Raw genomic sequence first — 20,827 nt, forward strand, 5'->3', positions numbered from 1 at the left:
GCGCCCCAAATTCTATAGCTTTCGGGCCTAACCCCGACGGAAATCACCCGGAGAATGGTTGGCGGCGAACTACGCCCGCCGGCCGCCTTGACTTCGGCGTGGGGCCGGTATCTTGGTCTCAGACCACCAAATACCTAGCCGCCATGCGATTTACCCGACACGGACGCCACGATCCCATCAATTTCAATGCACGCCGCCAGGCTGCCTTCGCCCGCAAGCAGCAACGCGAGCGCGACAGGTACCCGCTCTTTGCGGAACACGTCGCGGCCGAGCAGCACTCGCCGGACGAGGAGTTCGCGCGCCGTCAGCGTCGCTCAGACAACCTGGAGCGCACGACGCGCAGCCTGCACGCCCGGATCTGGCGTGAGAAACGCGCCGTCTACTTTTCCCTGGCAGCCGAACTTCGCGCCGAAATCCGTACGAAATGGTTGGCGTGGACGGGTCCTACAACCCCCTTCTACTTCGCCTACATCGTTGACATGGTCAGCGGCGAAGCTGCACGACGCGCAGAGGCCTCCCGCGCAAACATGCTCGCGGTCCGTCGGCGCGTCCTGGCCATGATGCCGGAACAGGCTGCACTGGAGATTGCATGAAGCCAACCGCTGAACAGGATCAGGTCGTCGAAGCAGTCGGCGCCGGCGGCGCCGTCAAGGTCAAAGCGTATGCCGGCGCTGGCAAGACCTCAACGCTGCGCATGGCTGCCGAGGCTCGCGGCCGTGCCCGGGGTCTGTACCTCGCCTTCAACAAAGAGATCGCCAACGAAGCGGCCCGCAAATTCCCGCAAAACACCCGCTGCCGCACGGTGCACTCGCTGGCCTACAGCGGCACGCGGCCCGAGATCACCCGCAAGCTGAGAAATCCGGTGGAGCCGCCCCACCAGTTGGCGTTGCGCTATGGCTTTGGCAAACTGCGCCTGCCTACCACGATTGGCAAGGATCTGGAACTCAGTCCGAGCAAGGTCGCCCGGATGGTGATGGACGGTGCCGCCCGCTTCTGCCGCTCCGCCCAGTCCGAACCGCTCGCATGGCACATCCCGGTCGAGGCGATCGTAAAGGACGAGGAAGCCGAGCATCTGCGCGAATCGCTGTTGCCGTCCGTCAAACGCCTCTGGTCGGAATACCTCGATCCGGCGGCGCCATCAGCCATTTCACACGACTGCTACGTAAAACTCTGGCAACTCAGCCGGCCCCGCATCGGCGCAGATTTCATCCTGTTCGACGAGGCGCAGGATGCGGATGGCCTCATGCTCTCCGTGCTGCGCGCCCAGCAGTGCCAGGTCATCTACGTTGGCGACCCTTACCAGCAAATCTACGAATGGCGTGGCGCCGTGAACGCCATGGAGCATATCCGCGCGCCCGAGTGCGCACTGACTGAATCGTTCCGCTTCGGCCCCGCTATCGCCCAGCTCGCCAGCCGCGTGCTGCAATTGATGGACGAGCAAACGCCCGTACGTGGCCAGGACCATGTCGCTTCACGCGTCCTGCACGAGTCCTCCCCCGGCCAAGACCGATTCGACGCCATCCTGTGTCGGAAGAACGCCACGGTGCTGACCCACCTCGCGCAAGGCATCGGCCGCGGTGACCGTGTGGCGGTCCGAGCCAACGTCGATGAGCTGCGCGCCTTCGCGGACGGCGCAGAGCAGCTCATGCGCGGCCAGCGCGTCGGTTTTCCAGCGACCCTCGCCCTCTTCGAGACGTGGGATGAGGTGCAGGAGTACGCCGAGTCGTTCGCAGGCCGGGACCTCAAGCCACTCGTCACGCTGATCGACAGCGAGGGGGTCGACTACCTCAGGCTCATCCTCACGCGCGTTGCCCCGGAGGACGAGGCGGACTACATCGTTTCCACCATCCACCGCGCCAAAGGCCTCGAATGGAACCGCGTCCAGCTCGCCGGCGACTTCAAATTCAAGAATGACGAAGGCCAGCTCACGATGGCCCCAGAGGAAATGCGACTGCTCTATGTCGCCATGACCCGCGCCAAGCACGTCCTGGACGTGAGCGAGATCCGGCGCGATCTCTACACCATGTTCCGCGATGCAGGCGTCTGAGGAGAATCAATCATGATCACGGTGCGGATTGGCGGGACCGAGTTCCCGTTGGGCGATGTGTTGGAAGACCCGGGCCGCTATGCCCGGCAACTGGAACGCGCGAAGACCGTACAAGGGTTCGCAGAATGCGGCTGCACCTCCAGCCGTCCACGGCCCAAGCTGGTGATCCGACGCCACCGCGATATCTTCCTGCTGGCGCGCTGGCCGGACCAGGCCCATCACCACGGCGGCGCATGCCCCTTCCATCGGCAGGCGCAATCCAAGACCAATGTCGTCGACAGCCTCGACGCTTTCCGCGTGCGCGACGGCCGCCATGACATCCGCCTGGATGCCACGCTGTCTGCAAGCACGCGAACGCCGGCGAAGACCGTGCAACGGACCCCGCAAGCGCAGAGCACCAAGCCCCAGCGGCGCTCCGCAGGCCTGCTCGCCTTTCTCGAGTACGCGTGGGAGCAAGCGGGACTGAACGTCTGGTCCGGCAACGGCTCGCGCGGCTGGAACGCGTGCTGGTCCCAGCTGACCACGGAGCTAGCCGACTGCCACATCAACGGCAAGCCCGCCGCTGAATTGCTGCACGTCATGCAACGATGGGACCCGGCGCGCAAGACAGAAATCCTGGCCGAATTCGACGCGTGGCAGGCCCGCCTCGCCCCCAATTCGACAGGCAACCCGCGCGGCATCGTAATCGGGGAGGTCGAGTCGCACGGAGCCACCCGGTATGGCGGCAAGCTGGTGTTGCGCCAGAGCACGCAGCGCTTCTTCATGGCGGCCGAGATCTACGCCCGCCTGCAATCTTCTTTCGGCGGGGCCCTGGCGGCACTTGGCAAGGACGACCAACGCTGCGTCGCCGTCTTGCTGGTTGAGCGATCGAAAGCCGGCTACCTGACCGTGGTCAACGTGGCCGCAATGCTCGCGAACCGCCAGTTCCTGCCGTGCGATTCGTCGTACGAAGTCGCTATGGCCGATCACCTGGTCGCCCAGCGCCGTGCGTTCCGCAAGCCCCTGCGCCACATTGGCCGCGCCGTCGTCCATCCCGACTTCGTATTGACTGATGTCGAACCGGAGGTCGTCATCGAGGTGCTGGGCATGACCGGAAACCCGGAGTACGACGCGCGTATGGCGGCCAAGCGCCAGCACTATCGTGCACAGGGTGTCCCGTTTGTCGAATGGGATGCGGTGTCGACGTCCCTCACCCAAGTGCCGCTGCCCCAAGCCAAGTCACCGTCGCACGATGCACGCTGATCGCGAAGCCCTGTTCGCAAGGACAATTGCGCTTGTCCACGAGCATCGCGCAGCGTCTGTTGTGCTCCTGCAGCGTCATCTTGGCGTCAGCCACGACACGGCAGAAACGTTACTGCTGCGCATGGCTACGGAGACGACTGCGGTGCGGCGCATGCAGAACGGGTTGTTCCTCTACACGCAGGGACCTATCGGCGAGGAACTGGCGGCGCTCCACGGGTTCGCACGCGCCGTGCTCACCGCGCTGGCGGAGGACAACGTCGATACCGAGCTGCTGCGAGCGGCTGCAGTCCGTTTTGGGTTGGCTAAAGGCGAGGCCCTCCCTTTGACGCTCCAAGGACGCTTTCCACCTTGACTTCTAACGTTGCCCGCTAGGGTGACGAAACGCACATGTTTTGCGTCTTCACCAAAAAGTGCGAGCAAAGCGCGAACGCACGGCTCGCGATTAAGGTTTCAATTGTCATCCTCACCATATACAAGGAGCAAGCATGACAGTCACGGAAAACGGCACGCTTGATGCCGGTGGCACGACCAACGGCAACGCACGCCAGGCGGGGCTGACGATTGCGGCGCAAGTCGCGCGCAATCGCGGCCTTGACCTGCACGCCACCGAGCTCCGCGCCATCCTCGCCGCCCAATCTGGGGATGTCAGCAACGCTGCGATCCCGCAAGGCTGGATGCTAGTTCCCGTGAACCCGACCGAGGAAATGCTTCATGCGGTTGACATCGGGCGAATCGTGCCTGCCAGCGTTGGCGAGACTGTGAAGCGCTGGGACCGCCGTCGCAAGGACTGGGCTGTAATGCTCGCAGCGGTTCCTCCCGCGCCCAATACCGATCCTGCCAAGGATGCCAGCAACGCAGCGACGGGGCGAGGGCTGACGGCGGAGCAACGCAAGCAAATTGCATGGGACGCCCATAACACGATGACGCGCATTCCTGGCGCTTCGATCTACAACGATGCAGAAATGACAGTGCCAGCAACTCTCGAAGCCATCGCTGCGCCCGCCGCACCAGCGCCGAAGCTGACGCCTGAGCAGGCTTACGCGGCATGGTCATCCATAGCGCCATACGGCACTGGCTTGGAGCCGGAAACCATCGTGGCATTTGCCGAGGCAGTCTGTGCCATGATCGCGGCGCCGGCACCCGCTGCGCAGGCGGATCTCACAACGATCAACGTCACGCAGCCGGGCGACCAGCGCTTGATTGACATGCTGACGCAGGCTTTCGGCTCGCGGCACCAAGCCATTGACGACTTGGCCGCACTGATTCTCCGCGCCAACGCGAAGGCACGCACCCAGAGCGGCGAGGCGGGGGCGGATGCGAAGGGAGGTACGTGATGGATTTCGATTGCCACAAATGCGGCGGAGAGAAAACCGTCTGGATACTCCCAATTTCAGGGGGTCGCGGAACGGGGGAGGCGACTGCCTATGAGGCGCGCTGCGAGACATGCATGGTGGTTCATGCGACCGAGTTGCCTAGCAACAACGACGGAAGGAAGTCGAGCGCAAAGCGTGAGTTCCAGCGCATTCAGCACGCCGCCATGCGCGATCAGCGGACCGTGGAGGGGTGAGATGGCGAAGCAGATCCTTGATCTGCGGCTCCGATTGGAAAGCTGATTTGGATTCACTGGAGCGGCTCGACCAACCCAACGACGGCCGCACCTTGGATGCGATCCAGTCCCGTTTCCACATCGGCTGACGCGCGCGTAGGTCGCCCCGACTTGACTTTGCACGCCAGCGGCTAGGCTGATGACACCATAATTTCGTCCTCTCCCTCACACCATGATTTCGCTTCCCCGTTTCCCCGCCGCACTCCGCAAGATGTGGAGCGGCGCCGAAGTTCAGAACTGGATCGATACCAATCTCGCCCCCCTCCTCTCCCGGCAAGACATAACGTGCGGTAAACTCCGCGAGGCTTTGGATCGGATGGACGCGCTGCTCGACCCCGCCTGCGGCTTGTTGAGCGTGCCAGCTGAATCTGCAACTGCACAAGCCAGTGTCCGCGACATGGCCATGATCCGCGCCGCCCTCGTCCCACTAGACGAAGGAGTGTCTGAGGCCGATGCCCGGCTTCAGATTGAGCACGTCCTGCACACGCTGGACGGCGGGTACGTCATGGAAATGGGTGGGGACAGGATCGTCGAAACCGTGATGAACTTGGTCCGACGTGCCGCCCTTACCGTCACGCCACCGTCGGCGTGGACAAACGACCGCTGCGAGCATGAAGTCTGCGACGAAGAAGACGAGCACGACACGAAGTGCACGGCGTGGTCGACGCAGACCCAGCAGCATGAGCGACCAGCATACGGTCTCACCGCAGAACCTCTGCCCACACAGGACCGCATCGAGTATTGGATTCATGAACTCCGCGGCAAAGCGCGCACCTGTCGTGCGGTGGCCTCCGCCATCACTGCAGATCCCTCGGTCCAAATCGGTTCCCCGGAGGAAGTCGCTGGTGGTATCACCCAGGATGCGCACGCATTCGAAGCGGCCGCGACCCTGATCGAGGATCTGGCAGCCGAACTTACAGCGCCGGCCGGTGGACCGCCACCGTTCACCGGGCATTGGCGTGGCGGCAATGGGGTGATCTCTTGCGGCACGCTGCGCATTTTCAGTGAGAACTTCGACACCAATCCCGCGAGCGACATTAAAGCCGTGATCGTGCAATGGGTGTGCGACACGCTCAATTCCGCCCAACGGCCAGGCGTTGTGGCTGGCCATGACGCTTCGGCCGACGCCGGTGTTCCCTGCGTGCCGGCTGCCAAAGCTGCCCCCTTTCACCCTCCGTTGCATCTGGTCAGCCACATTGCATCGCTAATCGCGGCGGATCTGCTCGGCCAGTCCAAGGAAGAAGATCGCCAACTGGTTGCCCTGCGTCTTGTCGAACTCCTCGTGCGCGCGAATGCCCACCCATGCTGCCCGCCCCCTGCAGATAGGACCGAAGCACAGGAGCGCCACCATTTTGGCTGCGCGCACTGTGGTACAGGCATTTACTTCGCCGCACCCAGGCGCCCATGATGTCCAAGGACGATCGCTACTTCGGCAAGACCATTGCTGAGCACCGGGATATCGGCACCTGCTGGCTTTGTGGTGGCCGTGTGGAGCGCGCTCAAGGCTACCACGGGGCCACTGGTGCTCATTGGGAATGCAGCAAGGCTCTCACGACGCAGTACGCAAGACTGACCCATAGTGACTCGACCCCGTTTCTCGCCCGTGCAAATGGCGGCTTCTTCGTGCACACCGTTGACCCGGTAACCGGCACGTCGTTGTGCGGACACAAGCCGAAGGACACAGCTCGCCAAATGCGACCGCGCGCCCGTTGGATCCCACTCGATCGTGTCCCGCGTGGGTTCAAGCGCTGCCCGCACTGTGCACGAATCGTTGCCGGTGCCGGTCAATCAGTTGCAGCCCATCAGGCCGACTCCGGTCGGTCGGCTGTTACCAAAGAATCAGAACGAGATACCCGCACCCGGGATCTCTTCGAGGACCACATTTCATGAGCGAAAACACGAACATTGAATGGACCGACCACACTTTTAACGCTTGGGAAGGCTGCCAGAAGGTCGGCCCCGGCTGCGACCATTGCTACGCTGAGACGCGCAATGCCCGGTTTGGCGGGGGTGTTGCCCATAACTGGGGCCCAGGTGCGCTACGGCGCCGCACAAGCGCCGGCAACTGGCGCAAGATGTTCCGGTGGAACGCCGCGCATGCGGCCTTCGCCGCGGTTCACGGGCGCCGCCAGCGCGTTTTCTGCGCGAGCCTGGCCGATGTCTTCGACAACGAGGTGCCCATCGAATGGTTCATCGACCTGCTCGATGTCTGGCGCCAGACGCCGAACCTCGACAAGCTGGTGCTGACCAAACGCATCGGCAACGCTATGAAGCGGCTGAGCGAGGCATTCAACGTTCTGATGTCGCGCGAAGACTTCGCCGAAAACCCACTCGTGCCGTGGCTGGCCACCTGGCTCGCTGGCAATGCGCCCGCCGATATCTGGCTCGGTGCAACGATTGTGAACCAGGCCGAGGCGGACCGTGACATCCCGAAGCTGCTCCGCACGCCGGCGAAGATTCGTTTCCTGTCGATGGAGCCGCTGCTTGGCCACGTTGACGTCTTCTCCGCCGCCACGGGAGAGCTACTGCATACCTCGGGCAACGAGTACGATCCAGGCGCCATCGATTGGATCATCGCTGGCGGCGAATCCGGTACAGGTTCTCGATACATGCTGCCCGCATGGCCCCGCAGCCTGCGCGACCAGTGCGCAGCCGCCGGCGTGCCTTTCCTCCTGAAGCAATGGGGGGAATGGCACACAAACGCCGTGTTGACGACGACCGGTGAGGCCGTCTTCCGGAGCTTCGACACGTTCGAGCAGTGGGTGAACAAAGCACAGACCTGGATCGCCGGTGGCATTTGTATCGACAGGCATGGGCAGCAGCTCACGAAAGGGGAGGATTTCATGCGGACGCGTGACCACGGGGCTTTCCCCGTGACCATCATGCATCGTGTCGGCAAGAAAGCGGCCGGACGCCTCCTCGATGGCGTCCTCCACGACGCTTTTCCGCCCCCCCAACTTTCCCCCTCCAACACCGACGGCGGTCACCTCGACCCCGCCCGCGCATAGGCAACACAACCGACTCAGCATGCAACACAACGAACAAGAAGATCGGGAATATCCCGAGCCCGAAACCGTCCTGGCCATCCGCGGCGCCATCGTCACCGGCCAACTGGGGGGCCCAATGGGTCCGCCTGGCCATTGGTTGAATGAGTTCTGGCAGATCGGCGCCGCGCTGCGCGATCACGCCGAGATGCTGCAAGGCTTTCAATGCACCGCCCGGCGCGAGGTTCTCAGTACGACAAGCGAGTACCTGGCCTTCCGGGAGCCGATCACCGAACAGCCCGTCGGCCAATTCTGACTGGCGCATGTCGCGGGCAGGCATAATCCCGGGATTTTCAGCACCGGACCCTGCCATGCCCAGCGGCCTCCTCCAATGCGCCCACTGCGACGGCGCTCCCCTCTACATCGCCGGCCGGGTGCAGGCAGTCATTGTGTGTAAGGAATGCGGCATATCTACCCCGCCAATCCGAATGGATTCGGGAGATACGGATACGGTCTTTGCCCAGCTGAGCGCCATTTGGAACAACCGCGTCGAACACCGGCCTGCGGATCAGCAAGCCATTGCGATGACGGCCCGGCGCGCGCTCACTGCATCCGATATCCCCTACTTCCTGAACCTGGTCGCTTCTACAAGCACCGACTGGGAAGAGAACGGCCCCAAGTTCGCCGCTATGGCCGCGGCGCTCGCTGAACCCGGCTATGAGTTCAAGCACGTCGACCCGCCGGAAACCGTCGTCTCGCAGGCGGCCCGCTACCAGAAGCTTCTGAAACGCGCCAAGATTATCTACATCGATGGCGCCCCGATGGTCCGCTTCGACCATGTGCCCGCAATGTGCGCGGAGATTGCGGAAGAGTCCCTGGTCGACAAGGTTTGGCCGCTGCTAGACCTTCAGGAGTTCATCGGCAAGGCCATCGATGGCCTGCCGGATCATTGGCAACCTTGACTTTTCCGAGGTGCAGGCAAGCTAGAAGTGTCTTCACTACTCAGGGTACTTCCAGCATGATCCGCCATCTCGCAGTAGCACTCACCCTGGCGCTCGGCACGGCAGCGGCGTCCGCCAAAGACACAGCGCAGTGCCCGCACGTTCTCACCGCAGGCACGCCCACGGTCGCACAGGCGGCGAGCAATAACCGCCTGCTCTGCTACCGGGCCTACGCCGTTCTTTACTCGAGCCAGACCCGCACTGCCTTGTGGTCGGCGGAGCGCCTCACAGCCGCAGCCGTGGACGCAGCCCGCACGTTGCCGCGAGACAGCGATTTCTACGAAGAGGATCGTCTGCCGGCTCCTGATCGAGCACGCCTGGCGGATTTCGCACGATCTGGCTGGGACCGAGGCCACCTATCGCCAAGCGGTGATTTCGCAGACAAGGCATCGCAAGCCGAGAGCTTCAGCTTGGCGAACATCGTGCCGCAGAATAGCGTATCCAACCGTCGCACGTGGAGCCACATCGAGACTTCGACGCGTCGGCTGGCGCGACAATATGGCGCCATCCAGGTGGTCACCGGCCCTATGTTCTCGCGCGACAGTGCGACCCTCAACGGTAGGGTTCGGATCCCCGATTACCTATGGAAGGCTATCTATGTGCCCGGCGTCGGTGCCGGCGCCTATGTTGTCCGCAACGACGCAACGCCGGCATACAGCGCCATCAGCATCGAAGAGCTGGCGCACTTCACGGGCGTCGACCCATTCCCAGCGCTGACTCGCGCGCAGCGAGCTTCGGCACTCGATCTGCCAGCGCCTACGCCGCATCCTGGCGAAAAGATCTCCCGCCGCGTAGCATTCGCATGGCTAGTCTCGGGTGAATCGCTTGGGGATAAATCTGCTGCGCCGTCGCTCAACCGCCTTGTCGGCGATGCCAGTGCGCTCGCCACCATCATTCTTGCCTACGCGCGTTAGACGCTGATGGCCCCAGCGCCGAAAGGAACATGTTCCTTTCAAAAGCGACAAAAGAGGGGCCTGCGGACCCCTCTTTTGCCTTCAAAGCGCCGACAGATTTCAGCGTAGTAGCCAATAGGCTAGCGCACCGTAGTAGAGCGACAACGGAACGGCTGCACCGCAAAGCGAAGCAGCCACAAACCGGAATCGCGATGGGCGTGCGGCATGGGCGAGTTCGCGAGCACGGCTCCGAACCTGCGCTACCGTAGCGCTAACGAGACCGTCAGCGGCGGCCCCGTCCCAGGCAGCGAGCCATTCCATGTCCGAGTTATGTACATCACCGACGAAAAGCGAGATATCGGCCGCGCCCAAACGCCGTGCACGCTCCACGGCGAATTCCAGCATGAAAACGCTTCGCAATGGAATGTTGAGTTCCGGCTCGATCATCGCGAGCCAGCTGTAGTCTTGGTCGGGGAAAACCGGACCTGCCCTGTCGCCCTTCCCCACACGCCTCTGACAATTGAGCTCTAGATACTCGGCTGGCGCAGGAAAGCCGGCGATCCTGCGCCGCTCCGCAGGCGATATCGCGTGATATGCCGCCGAGCCACCGATGTCCTGCAGTCGTCGATGGCCGTTGCGCCCAAACCGGTCTGCCGCCGTCCGCTTTTCCCGCCATATGCAGCGACTCAGTTGCAACAATCGTGCCGGTGTCGCTGCCGCCTTAAGCTGCATGACGAAAGCGTCCCGGAGCGGGATCTGGGTCCAGTCGTCCATCTCGACTTGGATGCCACGGTAGAGCTTCGCAAACTTCGTTTCACCGAATACGAGCTCACCAGAAGCTGCCGCGATGGTACGTTCCACGAGGGCCTTGTACTGGAGGTTCGTGCCGCCGGTCAAACCATGCAAGACGCCATATACATGACAACGCACGCCGTTGTACTCAAACCTCGTCACATCGATGCGCTGTGGAACCTCTCCTGAGTCATTAAGCAACTCGGCAACGGACATGTACTTGGGCAGCTCGCCTGCGGCGCACTCCTTAGCCATGCGGCACCGCGTTGACCGCGTCCTTAAAACGCTGCCCAGCCTTGAACTTCACAGTGTTCGCCGCCTCGACCGTGATCTCTTCGCCGGTGCGGGGATTTCGGGCAAGCCGTTCGGCCCTTGTCCCTTTGCTGAAGGTTCCGAACCCCACCAGGCTCAACGATTCGCCTTTAGCTACCGCCTGGACGATGGCGGTCAGCGTGGCATTGAGCACCTGCTCAGCTTTCGTCTTGGACAAGCCATCGACACGTGCGGCGATCGCATCGATCAGTTCTGCCTTCGTCATTTTCAATCTCCAATTTTAAGAGGGAATCCGATTCAAGCATGCCGCGGTCACCCAAATTCCCCGAAAAGACAGCAGAAAAGTCCGAGCTTTCCGGTTTTTTAGCATGAGCACGCTCAGGCGAAGGGGGCCCATATCGCCGATGCCTAACCGCGCCTACCTTCGCGCCGACGCTGTCGGCAGCAGCGCGTATAAACATCTAGCTTGCGATGCGCCGGTATAGACTCTGGCGCGTTATCCCTAGCTCCGAAGCGGCTCTGCTCTTATTACCGCTGTGTCTGCGCAATGCCGCCTCGGCATCTTCACGAGATACCTCGGGCTTGCCGGCGGCAGCCATCGCAGCAAAGGTCGACAAATAGGCGCCACTCTTCGACGGCTTACTGTGGCCAGCAGCAAGAACGACCGCTTGAATTGCCTGACGATGAGCCTCCAGGTCCGGCGCCGCGCCACCCTTGACTGGCGCCGGTGCCCCCGCCTCCTCTTCGTACACCTGGTGTGCCCACCCATGCCGCAAACCGTGACTCGTTACGCCCAGGCCCTTTTTGTACACACCGTGCTTCCGCAGAACCGCGTTGTAGTAGTTTCGCCAGCGCTTCATGGAATATGAAGCCGGAGTCGTAGACCCACTCACGGGATCGATGACGCGTGCCGCCTTTTCCAGAACCATTAGCTGAAGTCGAATGGGAACCTCCCGCTTCCGGCCACCCTTGGTACCGTCGACGACCCGCAGTGTGTCCAAGTTTTTCAATGCGGTAGCGATCTTGAGCGACCAACTCTCCTCAATTCGTAACCCGAATGCGGCTTGTAGCTCCAATTGGATGGCTACACGCGGATCATCCTTCGCAATGTCGGCGATCACTGCCAGAGCGTCCACACCGCATCCTTCCCACGACTTGTCTCTCGTCGTCACATATGACCGAACGAGTCCATTCTCCTCGCGATCTGTGTAAGCACTTAGCGGACGAACGAGGTCGTGCTTGCCAAGCCATTGGCAGAAGGCCTTGAGGTGACTGAGCTTGTTCTCAATCGTCCCCCCTGTCTGTCCTTCCCGCACCCAGTACTCGACCAATGCCTGAATGTGCTTGTGCCGTAGCGAGTAAGGGCTCTCGATCATCAGGCCAAGTTCGCGGAGCTCCGCGAGTGAGCGACACACGGTGTACATCCGCCGCTCCTGCGTTTTGAGTGACGCGCTCTTGAGACTCATCCGTGTCTGGCTAAGGATCTTCCTCAGATTGTCCGAAAGTACCACCTCGGTCTCGGACTTCATTCGTGTGGGTAGGTCGTATTTAGCCAAAAGGCCCCGGATGTCGAACACCGCCGCCTGGCGCATGATTTCGCTCCTCTAATTGCTGTTCTCGACGCTGTGCGATCACGCGATGCCCCCGTAACACCGCGTTTGGCCTCAACGCCCCTCTCTGCCGTTTAACCACCGACCGTGGCCCTGCTCTTCCAGGTCCTTTAGCGATTCCATTGGCTGGTCAGCCCTCACGCGGAAGAAGCGTGCATGACTGTCCCGATCGAACCAACTGCGCTACGCGCAATAGGCTCGACGGGCTACCCGGTTGCTGGAGGGAACCGCTCCCCAACATGAACGCCACATGGTGCAAGCACCACGCTACGCCGCCCGCGTAACTCTTGTTGCGCTGTTCTTTTCTACGGCCGCGCACGCCGTTCGTATGAAGTTGGAGCGTCTGGTTGATCAGTTCAACCCACGTCCTGCCCGTCAGGTAGCGACATCTGAACCGCCGTGTATCGGGTTCACCGTTCGCATACCCCGCTTCTCGCCGCTGGGCTAGTGGAATAGATAGAGGCAACAATGTGTCCGGGTGTCCGGTTTGCACATGTCCTCATTTCAGCTCATTCCCCAAAACCGACCGCAAAGCCAATTGGTATCGCGGTGTCCGGGGTCCTCAGTGTGGGCCAGTATGTACTTGAGCCGATTGAAAAAAATGCCGCGACATTGTGCGGCTCGGACAGATGCGCCCCTAAACCCATTTGTAGGAAGGATTCAGAGGGTAGATTTGCCGCGCAAATGGCGGCGAGGTCGATGCGTCGGGGACGCGGTAGATGCGCCAAGCATAAACCACGATTCAAGCGTGTGGCAACGTATCGAAGCCTAATTTGGCGAGCTTTTGCGGACTTGACTTTGGTTTTGCGACGGTAGAGTGGGCTGTGACGATGTGCCACCAAGTCGGACCAACTGGCACTTGATCCGTCCATGTCCGAGATAGTGGCATCAAACTGAACCAACATCGTGGGACTTGGTGCCATCAACTAGGACATGGTGGGACTTGTGCGGACGTTTCCGAACTGGCGCATCGAGCAGAGCAACACAAACCATCTGAGAGGAATTGCGGTCATGAAGCAACACGCCGAACACATTAAGCACACGACCTTCGCCATCGACGTAGGCTACGGCAACACCAAGTCAGCCTGGGCTCAGGGCTCGGAGATCGCCATGAACATGTTTCCGTCCCTCGCACCGCTCGCGCCAAACACCGCGCTGAATAGCTTCGGCGGCGGCGTCTTCAAATCACGCAACGTCGTCACCGTGGAAGTGGATGGAGCGCGATACCAAGTGGGACCGGACGTATCGATCAGCGGTGCGCACGTACATACAGGTCGATCTCTGTCGGAGGATTTCGCAGCTACGTCAAACTATGCTGCGCTGCTGGCGGGTGCCCTTCATTACGCCGGCGCGCGCGAGGTAGAGCGCCTCGTTCTGGGGCTGCCGGTCCACAACACCCAGAAATACGCCGCCCACCTGAAAGACCGCTTCGCAGGCACGCATGATTTCGGGTGGGGCGAGATTCAGATTGGCAATGTACTCCCCCTGCCTCAGCCGCTCGGCACCCTTATCAGCTACATTCAGCAAAGCGGTAAGCAATACGATCCCGACAACGCCTACTTGGTCATCGACGTAGGCTATTTCACCACCGATTGGGTGGTTGCACGCGGCTACACGGTGGACGACACCCGCAGCGGTGGTGTGCCCGGCGGCGCGGCTCGCGTCTACCAGCAGGTCGCGAGCCTGATCACCGCTGACCGTGGCCAGCCGGACGCGGGCATCGAGCGCATCGACAAGGCCATCCGGGAATCCAAGCCCCTGGTATATTTTGGCGAGGATCTCGATATTGGCCCCTATCTGTCCGAAGCATTGGCGATCACCCAGCAACCAGTCAAGGAAATTCAGACCCGCGTCGGTCGTACTGATGATCTGCGCGCGATCATTTTGACTGGCGGCGGTGCACAGATCTATGCGCCGGCGATCCGCGCCGCCTTTCCCCTCAATGTCATCCACATGATGGATGCACCCTGCTTCGCGAACGTCCGCGGTTTCTACGCGATCGGGGCTGCGCGGCATGCAAACCGCAAGGCGTAAGGCGACGTCATGGACAAGCTGCAGATGACCGTGACGCTGTCCGAACCGGAGCTGCTCGCGTATGTACGGCAGTTCTCCGGGGCACGAGAGCGTTCCTTCATGTTGCGAATGCTCGCTATGCGTGGCCTTCAGGCGGGGCTGCAGAGTGGAGCCGATGGCGCGCTTTTGCCGCTAATGGCAAGCCCACCGATAATGCGCGTGGCGGAGGCGGACCCATTGCAATCCGCCAACTCCTCTACTGTCACCCAGGAAGAAGAGTTCCGGGATTCCGCGCCGCCGCTACGAGGCCAGCCGCCAGTGGCACCACCCACTGCGACACCTGACGGCGCCGCCCGTTCGTCTTCGATGCAGACCGCCGATGCCATGAAAGAACCGAGCGACGACCATTTCGATCCGCTGGCAGGCCTGGACATCGATGCACTCAATGACGCAATGGCCCGATACTAGACATACGCTTGACCTCAGCGAGTTGTGTGGCAATCTATAACAAACCTCAGGAGAATTCATATGAAGTTCTTTGACTACCTCTCGACCAACCACGACATTAACCGTTTCGTGTTCGCAGTCGTGATCTGCTACTGCGTACTGGAGGCGGCCGTCGCTTGCTACCGCGGCTTCAAGGCGCGGAAGCCAGCCTGATAAAAGCGGCGCGCGGAAATAAAAAAGCCCGGCATTTGCCGGGCTTTGTGTTTAATGGGATGGGTCCGCTTCAATGTACCGTCGTGGGCGTCAGGCAATAATCCATCGCCGAGTCAAATGAAAGGCCCTTCTCGACCAACGTCATATCACCGGATGGTTCACGTCGATAGACGTCGAAGAACTGCGCGTCCGACTGATTGGCCTGAACATCGCGAGTCAAAGTGCGACGCATGGCTTGGATATGGAGCTTGTTCACGATCGCGGTGAAACCCTTTTGCGGCATTGCATTTCTCCTGAGAGATCCTGCCACATTGGGAGTCCGCCCACGTGGGACAGACCCACGGGGCAGAGGTTGAAAGAGAACCGCCGGTTGGCGGGGAAAATCAGGCGGTGACCGCCTGTTGAGAAATCTGGCGCAACTGGAACTCTGTTCGCCATTCGTCACAGAAGTCCGTGCCTCGGATCTTGGGACGATGAAGCACTACCTTGAAGCCGGCTTGACGCAAGCGCCTTTGAAGCGCGAGCGCATCGGCTACGCCGGGCGACTTCCCCGTCTTCACATCAACAGCATCGAAGTCCGCGAAGATGTGGATCGTCTGGATACCAAGACCGTCAGGTACAACGAACTGGCTGAGAAGTACACGGTTAAGGCAGTACCAGGTCGGCACACCGAACTGCATGTACGCGGCGTAAGCCGTTTCCAGCCCTTCGGCGATACCCAACTCGCCATTGCGCGGCGCCATCAAGCGGACAGCACCGCCCGCCGGTGGAAGCGCCGACACGTCGTTGCGCTTCGAGGGAAGAATCTCCCCGTCTTCGCTGATCACAGTGGCCTTCTCAGGCCGATTGGGATCCAACGATGTCCGATGCACGGTTGCCATGCGGCCGTCTGGCAGCGTGAACTGCGCAACGATCGTCGGGAACCGTCCGATCAATTGCTTCTCGTGCCAGTACTCCTGTACGGCCAACCGCAACGACTGCGGCCGCGGGGCGCGTAGCCCAGGAACCCGGGCGGCAAGGTACTGCATCGCGAGGTCACCCGATGACAGAGGCGATGCCTTGGACCACTGCTGCTCGATCCGACGCAGCTTTGCCGCCGAATCAAGCGGCTTGCGCGTCGACACGGGCCGATCGGGTAGCTGCAATGGCGCCGGCGGCGCCGCGCCATTGAGCCGACACTTCAGCTCGTAGTAGGACATGTTGGTGTATCGGCGGACCAGCTCGAGGCCGTCACCGCCGCCAGGATTTCCGTTATTGCATTTGCGACACACCCAATCTCCGCGATCACGCTTGCGGGTGTAAGTGAACCGATCTTTCCCACCGCATATCGGGCAAGGGCAAGGTCGACCGCTCCAGAAGGCATCCGTCAGGACGCCAGCAGGTAAATACTCTGCAATGAGTGCATCCCACTGACGGGATTCCCAACTCGCAACAATCACGCTCAGATCTTTCATTTTCATGGGATGCTCCAGGTGGAGTAGGTTTGTCGATGCCTGAGACAGGCGAAGGAACGCTTGCTCAAAAGACATCCCGGCGGGTAGCCAGAAGGTCTTTTCAGCATGGCGCTTCGAGGGAGATGGAAGAATCAGTGGCGCGGCAGCGAATCGCCGGCAACGTAAGGAAGGTGCAACCGCTACCGGGAACCCGGCAGCAGTTGCAAATTGAAATTTCGACGCCTGGCTCCGGCTGCCTTAGCGCCGGAACGGTATCCCATCGAGCGCCAGAGGAGCCGCGAACGGTATGTCGTCGTCAAACTGATCGAAGCCATCACGCTGCGCCCCGCCACCGCCGTAACCTCCAGCCGGCTGTTGCCCAGCGTGGCGTTGCGACTGTCGATGGCCTTGTGCAGCACCGCCGGTGCGCTGACCAGCATTGCCACCTTCGTCCAGACCATTGTCATCGCCGCCGGACTGTCCGCCCTGACGGCCACCCAGCATTTGCATCTGGTCAGCAACGATCTCTGTGCTGTACTTGTCCTGGCCGGACTGGTCTTGCCATTTGCGCGTACGGATGCGGCCCTCAATGTAGACGGATGAGCCTTTCTTCAGATATTGGCCAGCGATCTCCGCCAGCTTCCCGAAGAAGGCAATGCGATGCCACTCGGTCGCTTCCTTGAACTCGCCGGACTGCTTGTCCTTGTAGCGATCCGTCGTTGCGAGGCGAATGTTGGTAACTGCGTCACCGCTCGGCAGGTAACGAGTTTCAGGATCGGCCCCGAGGTTGCCGACGAGGATGACTTTGTTTACGGATGCCATGTTGTTTCCTTGTCAATGAATACGGTTAATGGACCAGACCCAACGGTCCCAAAGCTTCTGCTTTTGCGTGCCCTTTTCGAAGATGGGACGACCGGTCGCCTGGTCAAAAGCGAGAACTTTCTCTTTATAGAGACGCTTGATGCCGACGCGCTCACCGACTTTAGAGCGCGCGTCCGCCAGGACGTCCTTGAGGCCTTCGCCCTGCAGCGTCTTCACACCATTGTTGGTGTCAAGCTTCACGGCGAAAGACGTATAAGTTGGCTTGCCACCTTGCTTTCGGTTGGGGAACTCCATTTCGCCCCATTCGATGAGCGTTCCGACGGTGTAGTCAGCTGACGAAGCTTCTTCGTGCGACGTGGTATGCGCGGTCCGCGCAATGGCAGAGCCTCGCCGATCCGACAGACCACGGCCATCGTGCGTCTCTTGGGCCGCCTTGTGCTCCACCGGCGACGACTGCGTGGGCTGCTGCTTGGCGTCACGCATCACCGTTTCCGCGACCGATTTGGGCGTCACGCCCTTTTCGTCGTAGACGCGCACCTTGGTCCAACGAGGAAACACCTCCGGCAGCAGCTTTGAGCCGAACGCTGTTTGCTGGATCAGGCTATCGAACTCCGCTCGAAAATGGACAACGCAGTCGCCCTCATCACGGAAGAGATGCGGCACGCCGCTGATGAAGATCTCGTATTCGTTATCCGCGCCGGTTCCAACAGCTACTTCTGCGGCTTCTGCGGCTGTACTGGCACCCTGCCCCAGGATGGCAACAGTCGCCTGCTTGATGAACTTGAAAAGCGACATGAGATTTCAGAGAAGAGAGCCGCAGCACTGTTGCCTGACCTCTTCGAGATCAGCCTTCAGTCGGGCATTGTTGAGGACAACGTCTTGCAGCACTTCGGGGCTAACGCCACACACTGCACAGACGTATATGTAGGGAAGCGCTCCGTCCCAATATCCAAAGATCCAACCGAGCGTCATGCAGTACTCCTCATGATCGAGCGGCTTCCTTCGGATACGAGCGCGCAAGAGTTCTGCGCAGTCAATCAACGATTCAGGCATGTTGTCGCCGCGACGGCTGTCACAGGCCAGGCTGATCAACGCATCGACCATCTTCTCCCGCACCGCCTCGCTCCAATGCGAGGGGTCAGGCAAAGGGTCAAGCTTGGGAGGCGGGACAACGATGGCGGCCGCTTCACCGAAGAAGTCCAGCTGCCATCCTGCTGTGTTTGTTTCCATGATGGTCTCCGGACAGGCATCCAGAGACCCACCTGTCGGCGGGTATTGGATACCCGCGACAGGTGGAATGAGGCCGCCCAGGATTGGGCGACTAGGGATTAGGAACGATCGTGCGTTCCGGTGCGACGGATAGGCGTGACCACGGCCGAGCGTTCGTACTGCTTCTCGGGTGGTTGTGCCGGCTGCTCAGCGGTCGCTTGCGGCTTCGCTGGGACATCAGGCATCGACACCTTGGGGGCGGCTGGTACGACCTTGCTCCACTGAATTGCTTTCTCCTTCAGAAAGAAGAACGCAACAACAGTGACAAACACACCAACGATGAAGGACTGTGAAGCCAGATACAACACCATAGCCAAAGCGAGAAGCTTGAGCGGGCGCTTGATCAGGTTATTGGCGAAGGATTCCATGGTTTCTCTCGAGAAACGTTGATAGGGGGATTTCCTGGCGGATGCCGGGCGATTATTCGATGCTCGAGGAGCAAGGAATCCGATGGCGGGCGCAACGCGCTTGCGGCATGCTCATTGGCATGGCGTAAGCACGCTGGGATTAGAAGGCGTCAGTGAGATGGCACCGTATGAGCTATCTGGTGCGAGTCGATGCGTCGATGACGCGGGGATGATTCTGATGCTATGGGCAAAACGTCGCCAAGACATTGGAGAAAGCTCACAAAAAAGGCCCGTCTTTCTGGTTTTTTTCGATGAGCGTGCTCAGAAATCCCGCCAACGCATACACGCACCCCGTCTTTACTTTTATTTACCTTTGTCTTAAACGTTGCTTATATGGACCCCTGACCATAGGGGTAAGTGCCTACAAGCAAGGCTCCAGCGTCCCGATAAGACACCCTTAGGCAAACAGCTTTCCACTCCCCTCCGGAAAAGCCGCATCGAAAAAGCGAGCTTTCTCCGATCTGAACGCTCCCTCGCTTTCGTAACCTTCACGTTAGCTTGACATCGCGTTCAGACCGATACGCTGTTTGTCGGGACATCAACAGAGAGTCGAAATGCCTCAAGGTAAAGATAAGAAAGCTCAGGCCGAGCAGCAGGCCGATATCGTCAACTACGCGGGAAGCACAGACACGGCACGATACGCGCTTGCACTGCGCCAGGCTTTCGGCGACATCCCGGTCAGCGAGGACATGCTGAGCCGTTTGCTGGAATGCATCCGGAACGTTCAACGCACCACGGACAAGATCAAGCGTCTAATTCTTGACCTGGGCGCGGACCTGCAGCAAATTCACGACTCCGCAACCGAGATCGCCGTCACACACTACGGCGATTCAAGAGCCGCACGGTCTCGCGGCTGGGATCTCTTCTTTCACATCGCAGAGAACCATCTTGAGCTATCCCGAAGCAAGGCAGAGCTCTACCTGAACCTTTACCGGCGCTTCTTGAGCCATAACGGCGCGTTGTCGAAGTTGAATGTCGGCGAACTTATGATTCTTCGCCGTAATGACTATACGGACGATGAGATTGACGCCGTCATCGAATATAAGGAAACGGACCCAACGTATCACCGAGACAACATCCGGAAGTTCGTCGACAAGCTTCGCCGGCAACAGGAAGACCTGTCAGAAGTTCAAAACAGGCTAGACATCGCCACCGGCGAACTCGCGAGCACTGTCGCAGAGAACACGGAAAAAGACTTCGAGATCCGCAAACTGAACTCCGAAATCTCTCGACTGACGGCCGCTTCGGATGCGAACAGTACCGCGCTGAGCGCAGCACGCGAAGAGCTGACGCGTCAAAATGCCACGTTCAGCCGGCTGCAAATGCAGATTCACGACCTCGAACAGGAGAAGCAAGAGCTTCAATCGCGGATCGCCTACTCCAAGGCCCATGCCCGCCCCGAGACCGTCCCCATCGAGATCGTGCCCCCAGGCTACGCGTCGCTCGAGGAAGCGCTCACCGCCAAAAATGAGCAACTGGCTGCTGCCCAGGCAGAATTGACCGCCCTTCAGAGCAAGCGCGACGCAATCGACCACGAAATTTCCGAGAACCAGGACGCGTTGGACCGTCGCACCCGTGCCAGCGAGAGCCTGCGGAAGCTCGTCCAGATGTTCGAGTCGCTCGTCTCGACGTTTGCTAGCGCCCAGTTGGCGGTCCAGCTTGACGGAGAGGTTGAAAAATACCGCCCCACATTGAGCGTGCTCGACGGCATTGTCATTCGCCTTCAGGCGGACATCCGTGCAGCCCTGAAGTCCGCATAAGAAAAGGAGTACATC

Annotated in this window: 24 protein-coding genes; 15 read left to right on the forward strand and 9 right to left on the reverse strand. The window is 60.6% G+C overall.

The window, feature by feature from the left end; genetic code table 11:
- The first annotated feature begins 143 nt into the window (after nt 1-143).
- The 11 genes from ABDB81_RS08535 to ABDB81_RS08585 all read left to right on the forward strand — a co-directional run bounded on the left by ABDB81_RS08535 (nt 144) and on the right by ABDB81_RS08585 (nt 9,794).
- Nucleotides 144-593, forward strand: coding sequence for a hypothetical protein (locus ABDB81_RS08535; protein WP_137924266.1), 450 nt, complete (start codon nt 144-146; stop codon nt 591-593).
- Entirely contained in the window at nt 590-2,047 is a 1,458-nt protein-coding gene (locus ABDB81_RS08540) for a 3'-5' exonuclease (RefSeq protein WP_137924265.1), read from the forward strand. Before ABDB81_RS08535 ends, ABDB81_RS08540 begins: the two co-directional genes overlap by 4 nt.
- A gap of 12 nt (nt 2,048-2,059) precedes the next feature.
- Nucleotides 2,060-3,289: a DUF1173 family protein gene (locus tag ABDB81_RS08545; RefSeq protein ID WP_137924264.1), complete on the forward strand. Its 1,230-nt coding sequence runs from the start codon at nt 2,060-2,062 to the stop codon at nt 3,287-3,289.
- Nucleotides 3,279-3,641 (forward strand): hypothetical protein, encoded by a 363-nt coding sequence (locus ABDB81_RS08550; protein WP_137924263.1) that lies wholly within the window; start codon nt 3,279-3,281, stop codon nt 3,639-3,641. Before ABDB81_RS08545 ends, ABDB81_RS08550 begins: the two co-directional genes overlap by 11 nt.
- Before the next feature lie 133 nt (nt 3,642-3,774).
- Entirely contained in the window at nt 3,775-4,623 is an 849-nt protein-coding gene (locus ABDB81_RS08555; RefSeq protein WP_137924262.1) for a hypothetical protein, read from the forward strand.
- Between the two features lie 444 nt (nt 4,624-5,067).
- Entirely contained in the window at nt 5,068-6,303 is a 1,236-nt protein-coding gene (locus tag ABDB81_RS08560; protein ID WP_137924261.1) for a hypothetical protein, read from the forward strand.
- Nucleotides 6,300-6,785, forward strand: a complete 486-nt coding sequence (locus ABDB81_RS08565; RefSeq protein WP_137924260.1) for a hypothetical protein — start codon at nt 6,300-6,302, stop codon at nt 6,783-6,785. The genes ABDB81_RS08560 and ABDB81_RS08565 overlap by 4 nt, the downstream gene beginning before the upstream one ends.
- Nucleotides 6,782-7,903 carry a phage Gp37/Gp68 family protein gene (locus ABDB81_RS08570; RefSeq protein WP_160475175.1) on the forward strand — a complete coding sequence of 374 codons (1,122 nt, stop codon included), beginning with the start codon at nt 6,782-6,784 and terminating at the stop codon, nt 7,901-7,903. Before ABDB81_RS08565 ends, ABDB81_RS08570 begins: the two co-directional genes overlap by 4 nt.
- 19 nt (nt 7,904-7,922) lie before the next feature.
- Nucleotides 7,923-8,195 carry a hypothetical protein gene (locus tag ABDB81_RS08575; protein ID WP_137927686.1) on the forward strand — a complete coding sequence of 91 codons (273 nt, stop codon included), beginning with the start codon at nt 7,923-7,925 and terminating at the stop codon, nt 8,193-8,195.
- 55 nt (nt 8,196-8,250) lie between these two features.
- On the forward strand, nt 8,251-8,841 hold the full coding sequence (locus ABDB81_RS08580) for a hypothetical protein (RefSeq protein WP_137927685.1): 591 nt from the start codon (nt 8,251-8,253) through the stop codon (nt 8,839-8,841).
- A 56-nt stretch (nt 8,842-8,897) separates the two neighbouring features.
- On the forward strand, nt 8,898-9,794 hold the full coding sequence (locus ABDB81_RS08585) for a DNA/RNA non-specific endonuclease (RefSeq protein WP_137927684.1): 897 nt from the start codon (nt 8,898-8,900) through the stop codon (nt 9,792-9,794).
- A 99-nt stretch (nt 9,795-9,893) separates the two neighbouring features.
- Here ABDB81_RS08585 and ABDB81_RS08590 read toward each other — a convergent pair whose 3' ends face one another.
- The 3 genes from ABDB81_RS08590 to ABDB81_RS08600 all read right to left on the reverse strand — a co-directional run bounded on the left by ABDB81_RS08590 (nt 9,894) and on the right by ABDB81_RS08600 (nt 12,430).
- Nucleotides 9,894-10,820, reverse strand: coding sequence for a hypothetical protein (locus ABDB81_RS08590; protein ID WP_137927683.1), 927 nt, complete (start codon nt 10,818-10,820; stop codon nt 9,894-9,896).
- The gene (locus tag ABDB81_RS08595; protein ID WP_137927682.1) at nt 10,813-11,103 is read right to left on the reverse strand and encodes an HU family DNA-binding protein; all 291 of its coding nucleotides are present in this window, start codon (nt 11,101-11,103) and stop codon (nt 10,813-10,815) included. The genes ABDB81_RS08590 and ABDB81_RS08595 overlap by 8 nt, the downstream gene beginning before the upstream one ends.
- Nucleotides 11,104-11,299: 196 nt before the next feature.
- Complete coding sequence (locus tag ABDB81_RS08600; RefSeq protein ID WP_137927681.1) at nt 11,300-12,430, reverse strand: integrase domain-containing protein; 1,131 nt, start codon at nt 12,428-12,430, stop codon at nt 11,300-11,302.
- A gap of 1,029 nt (nt 12,431-13,459) precedes the next feature.
- On the opposite strand from ABDB81_RS08600, the gene ABDB81_RS08605 reads away from it, so the two are divergent.
- The 3 genes from ABDB81_RS08605 to ABDB81_RS08615 are packed head-to-tail and all read left to right on the forward strand — an operon-like array spanning nt 13,460 to nt 15,121.
- Nucleotides 13,460-14,482, forward strand: a complete 1,023-nt coding sequence (locus ABDB81_RS08605; RefSeq protein WP_137927680.1) for a PRTRC system protein D — start codon at nt 13,460-13,462, stop codon at nt 14,480-14,482.
- Between the two features lie 9 nt (nt 14,483-14,491).
- A complete protein-coding gene (locus ABDB81_RS08610; protein ID WP_137927679.1) occupies nt 14,492-14,929 on the forward strand; it encodes a hypothetical protein in 438 nt (145 codons plus the stop codon).
- 60 nt (nt 14,930-14,989) lie between these two features.
- Entirely contained in the window at nt 14,990-15,121 is a 132-nt protein-coding gene (locus ABDB81_RS08615) for a hypothetical protein (protein WP_255459743.1), read from the forward strand.
- A gap of 70 nt (nt 15,122-15,191) precedes the next feature.
- On the opposite strand, the gene ABDB81_RS08620 is transcribed toward ABDB81_RS08615, so the two are convergent.
- The 6 genes from ABDB81_RS08620 to ABDB81_RS08645 form a co-directional block, all read right to left on the reverse strand.
- The gene (locus tag ABDB81_RS08620; RefSeq protein ID WP_137927678.1) at nt 15,192-15,404 is read right to left on the reverse strand and encodes a hypothetical protein; all 213 of its coding nucleotides are present in this window, start codon (nt 15,402-15,404) and stop codon (nt 15,192-15,194) included.
- Between the two features lie 100 nt (nt 15,405-15,504).
- Nucleotides 15,505-16,581, reverse strand: coding sequence for a primase-helicase zinc-binding domain-containing protein (locus tag ABDB81_RS08625; RefSeq protein WP_237380992.1), 1,077 nt, complete (start codon nt 16,579-16,581; stop codon nt 15,505-15,507).
- A 231-nt stretch (nt 16,582-16,812) separates the two neighbouring features.
- Nucleotides 16,813-17,376: a single-stranded DNA-binding protein gene (locus ABDB81_RS08630; RefSeq protein WP_137927677.1), complete on the reverse strand. Its 564-nt coding sequence runs from the start codon at nt 17,374-17,376 to the stop codon at nt 16,813-16,815.
- Nucleotides 17,377-17,388: 12 nt separating this feature from the next.
- Nucleotides 17,389-18,171 (reverse strand): hypothetical protein, encoded by a 783-nt coding sequence (locus ABDB81_RS08635; RefSeq protein ID WP_137927676.1) that lies wholly within the window; start codon nt 18,169-18,171, stop codon nt 17,389-17,391.
- Between the two features lie 6 nt (nt 18,172-18,177).
- Complete coding sequence (locus ABDB81_RS08640) at nt 18,178-18,606, reverse strand: hypothetical protein (protein WP_137927675.1); 429 nt, start codon at nt 18,604-18,606, stop codon at nt 18,178-18,180.
- Nucleotides 18,607-18,704: 98 nt separating this feature from the next.
- Nucleotides 18,705-19,013 (reverse strand): hypothetical protein, encoded by a 309-nt coding sequence (locus ABDB81_RS08645; protein ID WP_137927674.1) that lies wholly within the window; start codon nt 19,011-19,013, stop codon nt 18,705-18,707.
- Between the two features lie 593 nt (nt 19,014-19,606).
- Here ABDB81_RS08645 and ABDB81_RS08650 point away from each other — a divergent pair.
- On the forward strand, nt 19,607-20,812 hold the full coding sequence (locus ABDB81_RS08650; protein WP_137927673.1) for a hypothetical protein: 1,206 nt from the start codon (nt 19,607-19,609) through the stop codon (nt 20,810-20,812).
- Nucleotides 20,813-20,827 lie beyond the last annotated feature (15 nt).

The organism is Cupriavidus sp. DL-D2 (assembly GCF_039710735.1).
Taxonomy (GTDB): Bacteria; Pseudomonadota; Gammaproteobacteria; order Burkholderiales; family Burkholderiaceae; genus Cupriavidus.

Coding starts and splice junctions, on each gene's coding strand:
- ABDB81_RS08535 (WP_137924266.1), top strand. CDS start 144: ATGCGATTTACCCGACACGGACGCCACGATCCCATCAATTTCAATGCA.
- ABDB81_RS08540 (WP_137924265.1), top strand. CDS start 590: ATGAAGCCAACCGCTGAACAGGATCAGGTCGTCGAAGCAGTCGGCGCC.
- ABDB81_RS08545 (WP_137924264.1), top strand. CDS start 2,060: ATGATCACGGTGCGGATTGGCGGGACCGAGTTCCCGTTGGGCGATGTG.
- ABDB81_RS08550 (WP_137924263.1), top strand. CDS start 3,279: ATGCACGCTGATCGCGAAGCCCTGTTCGCAAGGACAATTGCGCTTGTC.
- ABDB81_RS08555 (WP_137924262.1), top strand. CDS start 3,775: ATGACAGTCACGGAAAACGGCACGCTTGATGCCGGTGGCACGACCAAC.
- ABDB81_RS08560 (WP_137924261.1), top strand. CDS start 5,068: ATGATTTCGCTTCCCCGTTTCCCCGCCGCACTCCGCAAGATGTGGAGC.
- ABDB81_RS08565 (WP_137924260.1), top strand. CDS start 6,300: ATGATGTCCAAGGACGATCGCTACTTCGGCAAGACCATTGCTGAGCAC.
- ABDB81_RS08570 (WP_160475175.1), top strand. CDS start 6,782: ATGAGCGAAAACACGAACATTGAATGGACCGACCACACTTTTAACGCT.
- ABDB81_RS08575 (WP_137927686.1), top strand. CDS start 7,923: ATGCAACACAACGAACAAGAAGATCGGGAATATCCCGAGCCCGAAACC.
- ABDB81_RS08580 (WP_137927685.1), top strand. CDS start 8,251: ATGCCCAGCGGCCTCCTCCAATGCGCCCACTGCGACGGCGCTCCCCTC.
- ABDB81_RS08585 (WP_137927684.1), top strand. CDS start 8,898: ATGATCCGCCATCTCGCAGTAGCACTCACCCTGGCGCTCGGCACGGCA.
- ABDB81_RS08590 (WP_137927683.1), bottom strand. CDS start 10,820: ATGGCTAAGGAGTGCGCCGCAGGCGAGCTGCCCAAGTACATGTCCGTT.
- ABDB81_RS08595 (WP_137927682.1), bottom strand. CDS start 11,103: ATGACGAAGGCAGAACTGATCGATGCGATCGCCGCACGTGTCGATGGC.
- ABDB81_RS08600 (WP_137927681.1), bottom strand. CDS start 12,430: ATGCGCCAGGCGGCGGTGTTCGACATCCGGGGCCTTTTGGCTAAATAC.
- ABDB81_RS08605 (WP_137927680.1), top strand. CDS start 13,460: ATGAAGCAACACGCCGAACACATTAAGCACACGACCTTCGCCATCGAC.
- ABDB81_RS08610 (WP_137927679.1), top strand. CDS start 14,492: ATGGACAAGCTGCAGATGACCGTGACGCTGTCCGAACCGGAGCTGCTC.
- ABDB81_RS08615 (WP_255459743.1), top strand. CDS start 14,990: ATGAAGTTCTTTGACTACCTCTCGACCAACCACGACATTAACCGTTTC.
- ABDB81_RS08620 (WP_137927678.1), bottom strand. CDS start 15,404: ATGCCGCAAAAGGGTTTCACCGCGATCGTGAACAAGCTCCATATCCAA.
- ABDB81_RS08625 (WP_237380992.1), bottom strand. CDS start 16,581: ATGAAAATGAAAGATCTGAGCGTGATTGTTGCGAGTTGGGAATCCCGT.
- ABDB81_RS08630 (WP_137927677.1), bottom strand. CDS start 17,376: ATGGCATCCGTAAACAAAGTCATCCTCGTCGGCAACCTCGGGGCCGAT.
- ABDB81_RS08635 (WP_137927676.1), bottom strand. CDS start 18,171: ATGTCGCTTTTCAAGTTCATCAAGCAGGCGACTGTTGCCATCCTGGGG.
- ABDB81_RS08640 (WP_137927675.1), bottom strand. CDS start 18,606: ATGGAAACAAACACAGCAGGATGGCAGCTGGACTTCTTCGGTGAAGCG.
- ABDB81_RS08645 (WP_137927674.1), bottom strand. CDS start 19,013: ATGGAATCCTTCGCCAATAACCTGATCAAGCGCCCGCTCAAGCTTCTC.
- ABDB81_RS08650 (WP_137927673.1), top strand. CDS start 19,607: ATGCCTCAAGGTAAAGATAAGAAAGCTCAGGCCGAGCAGCAGGCCGAT.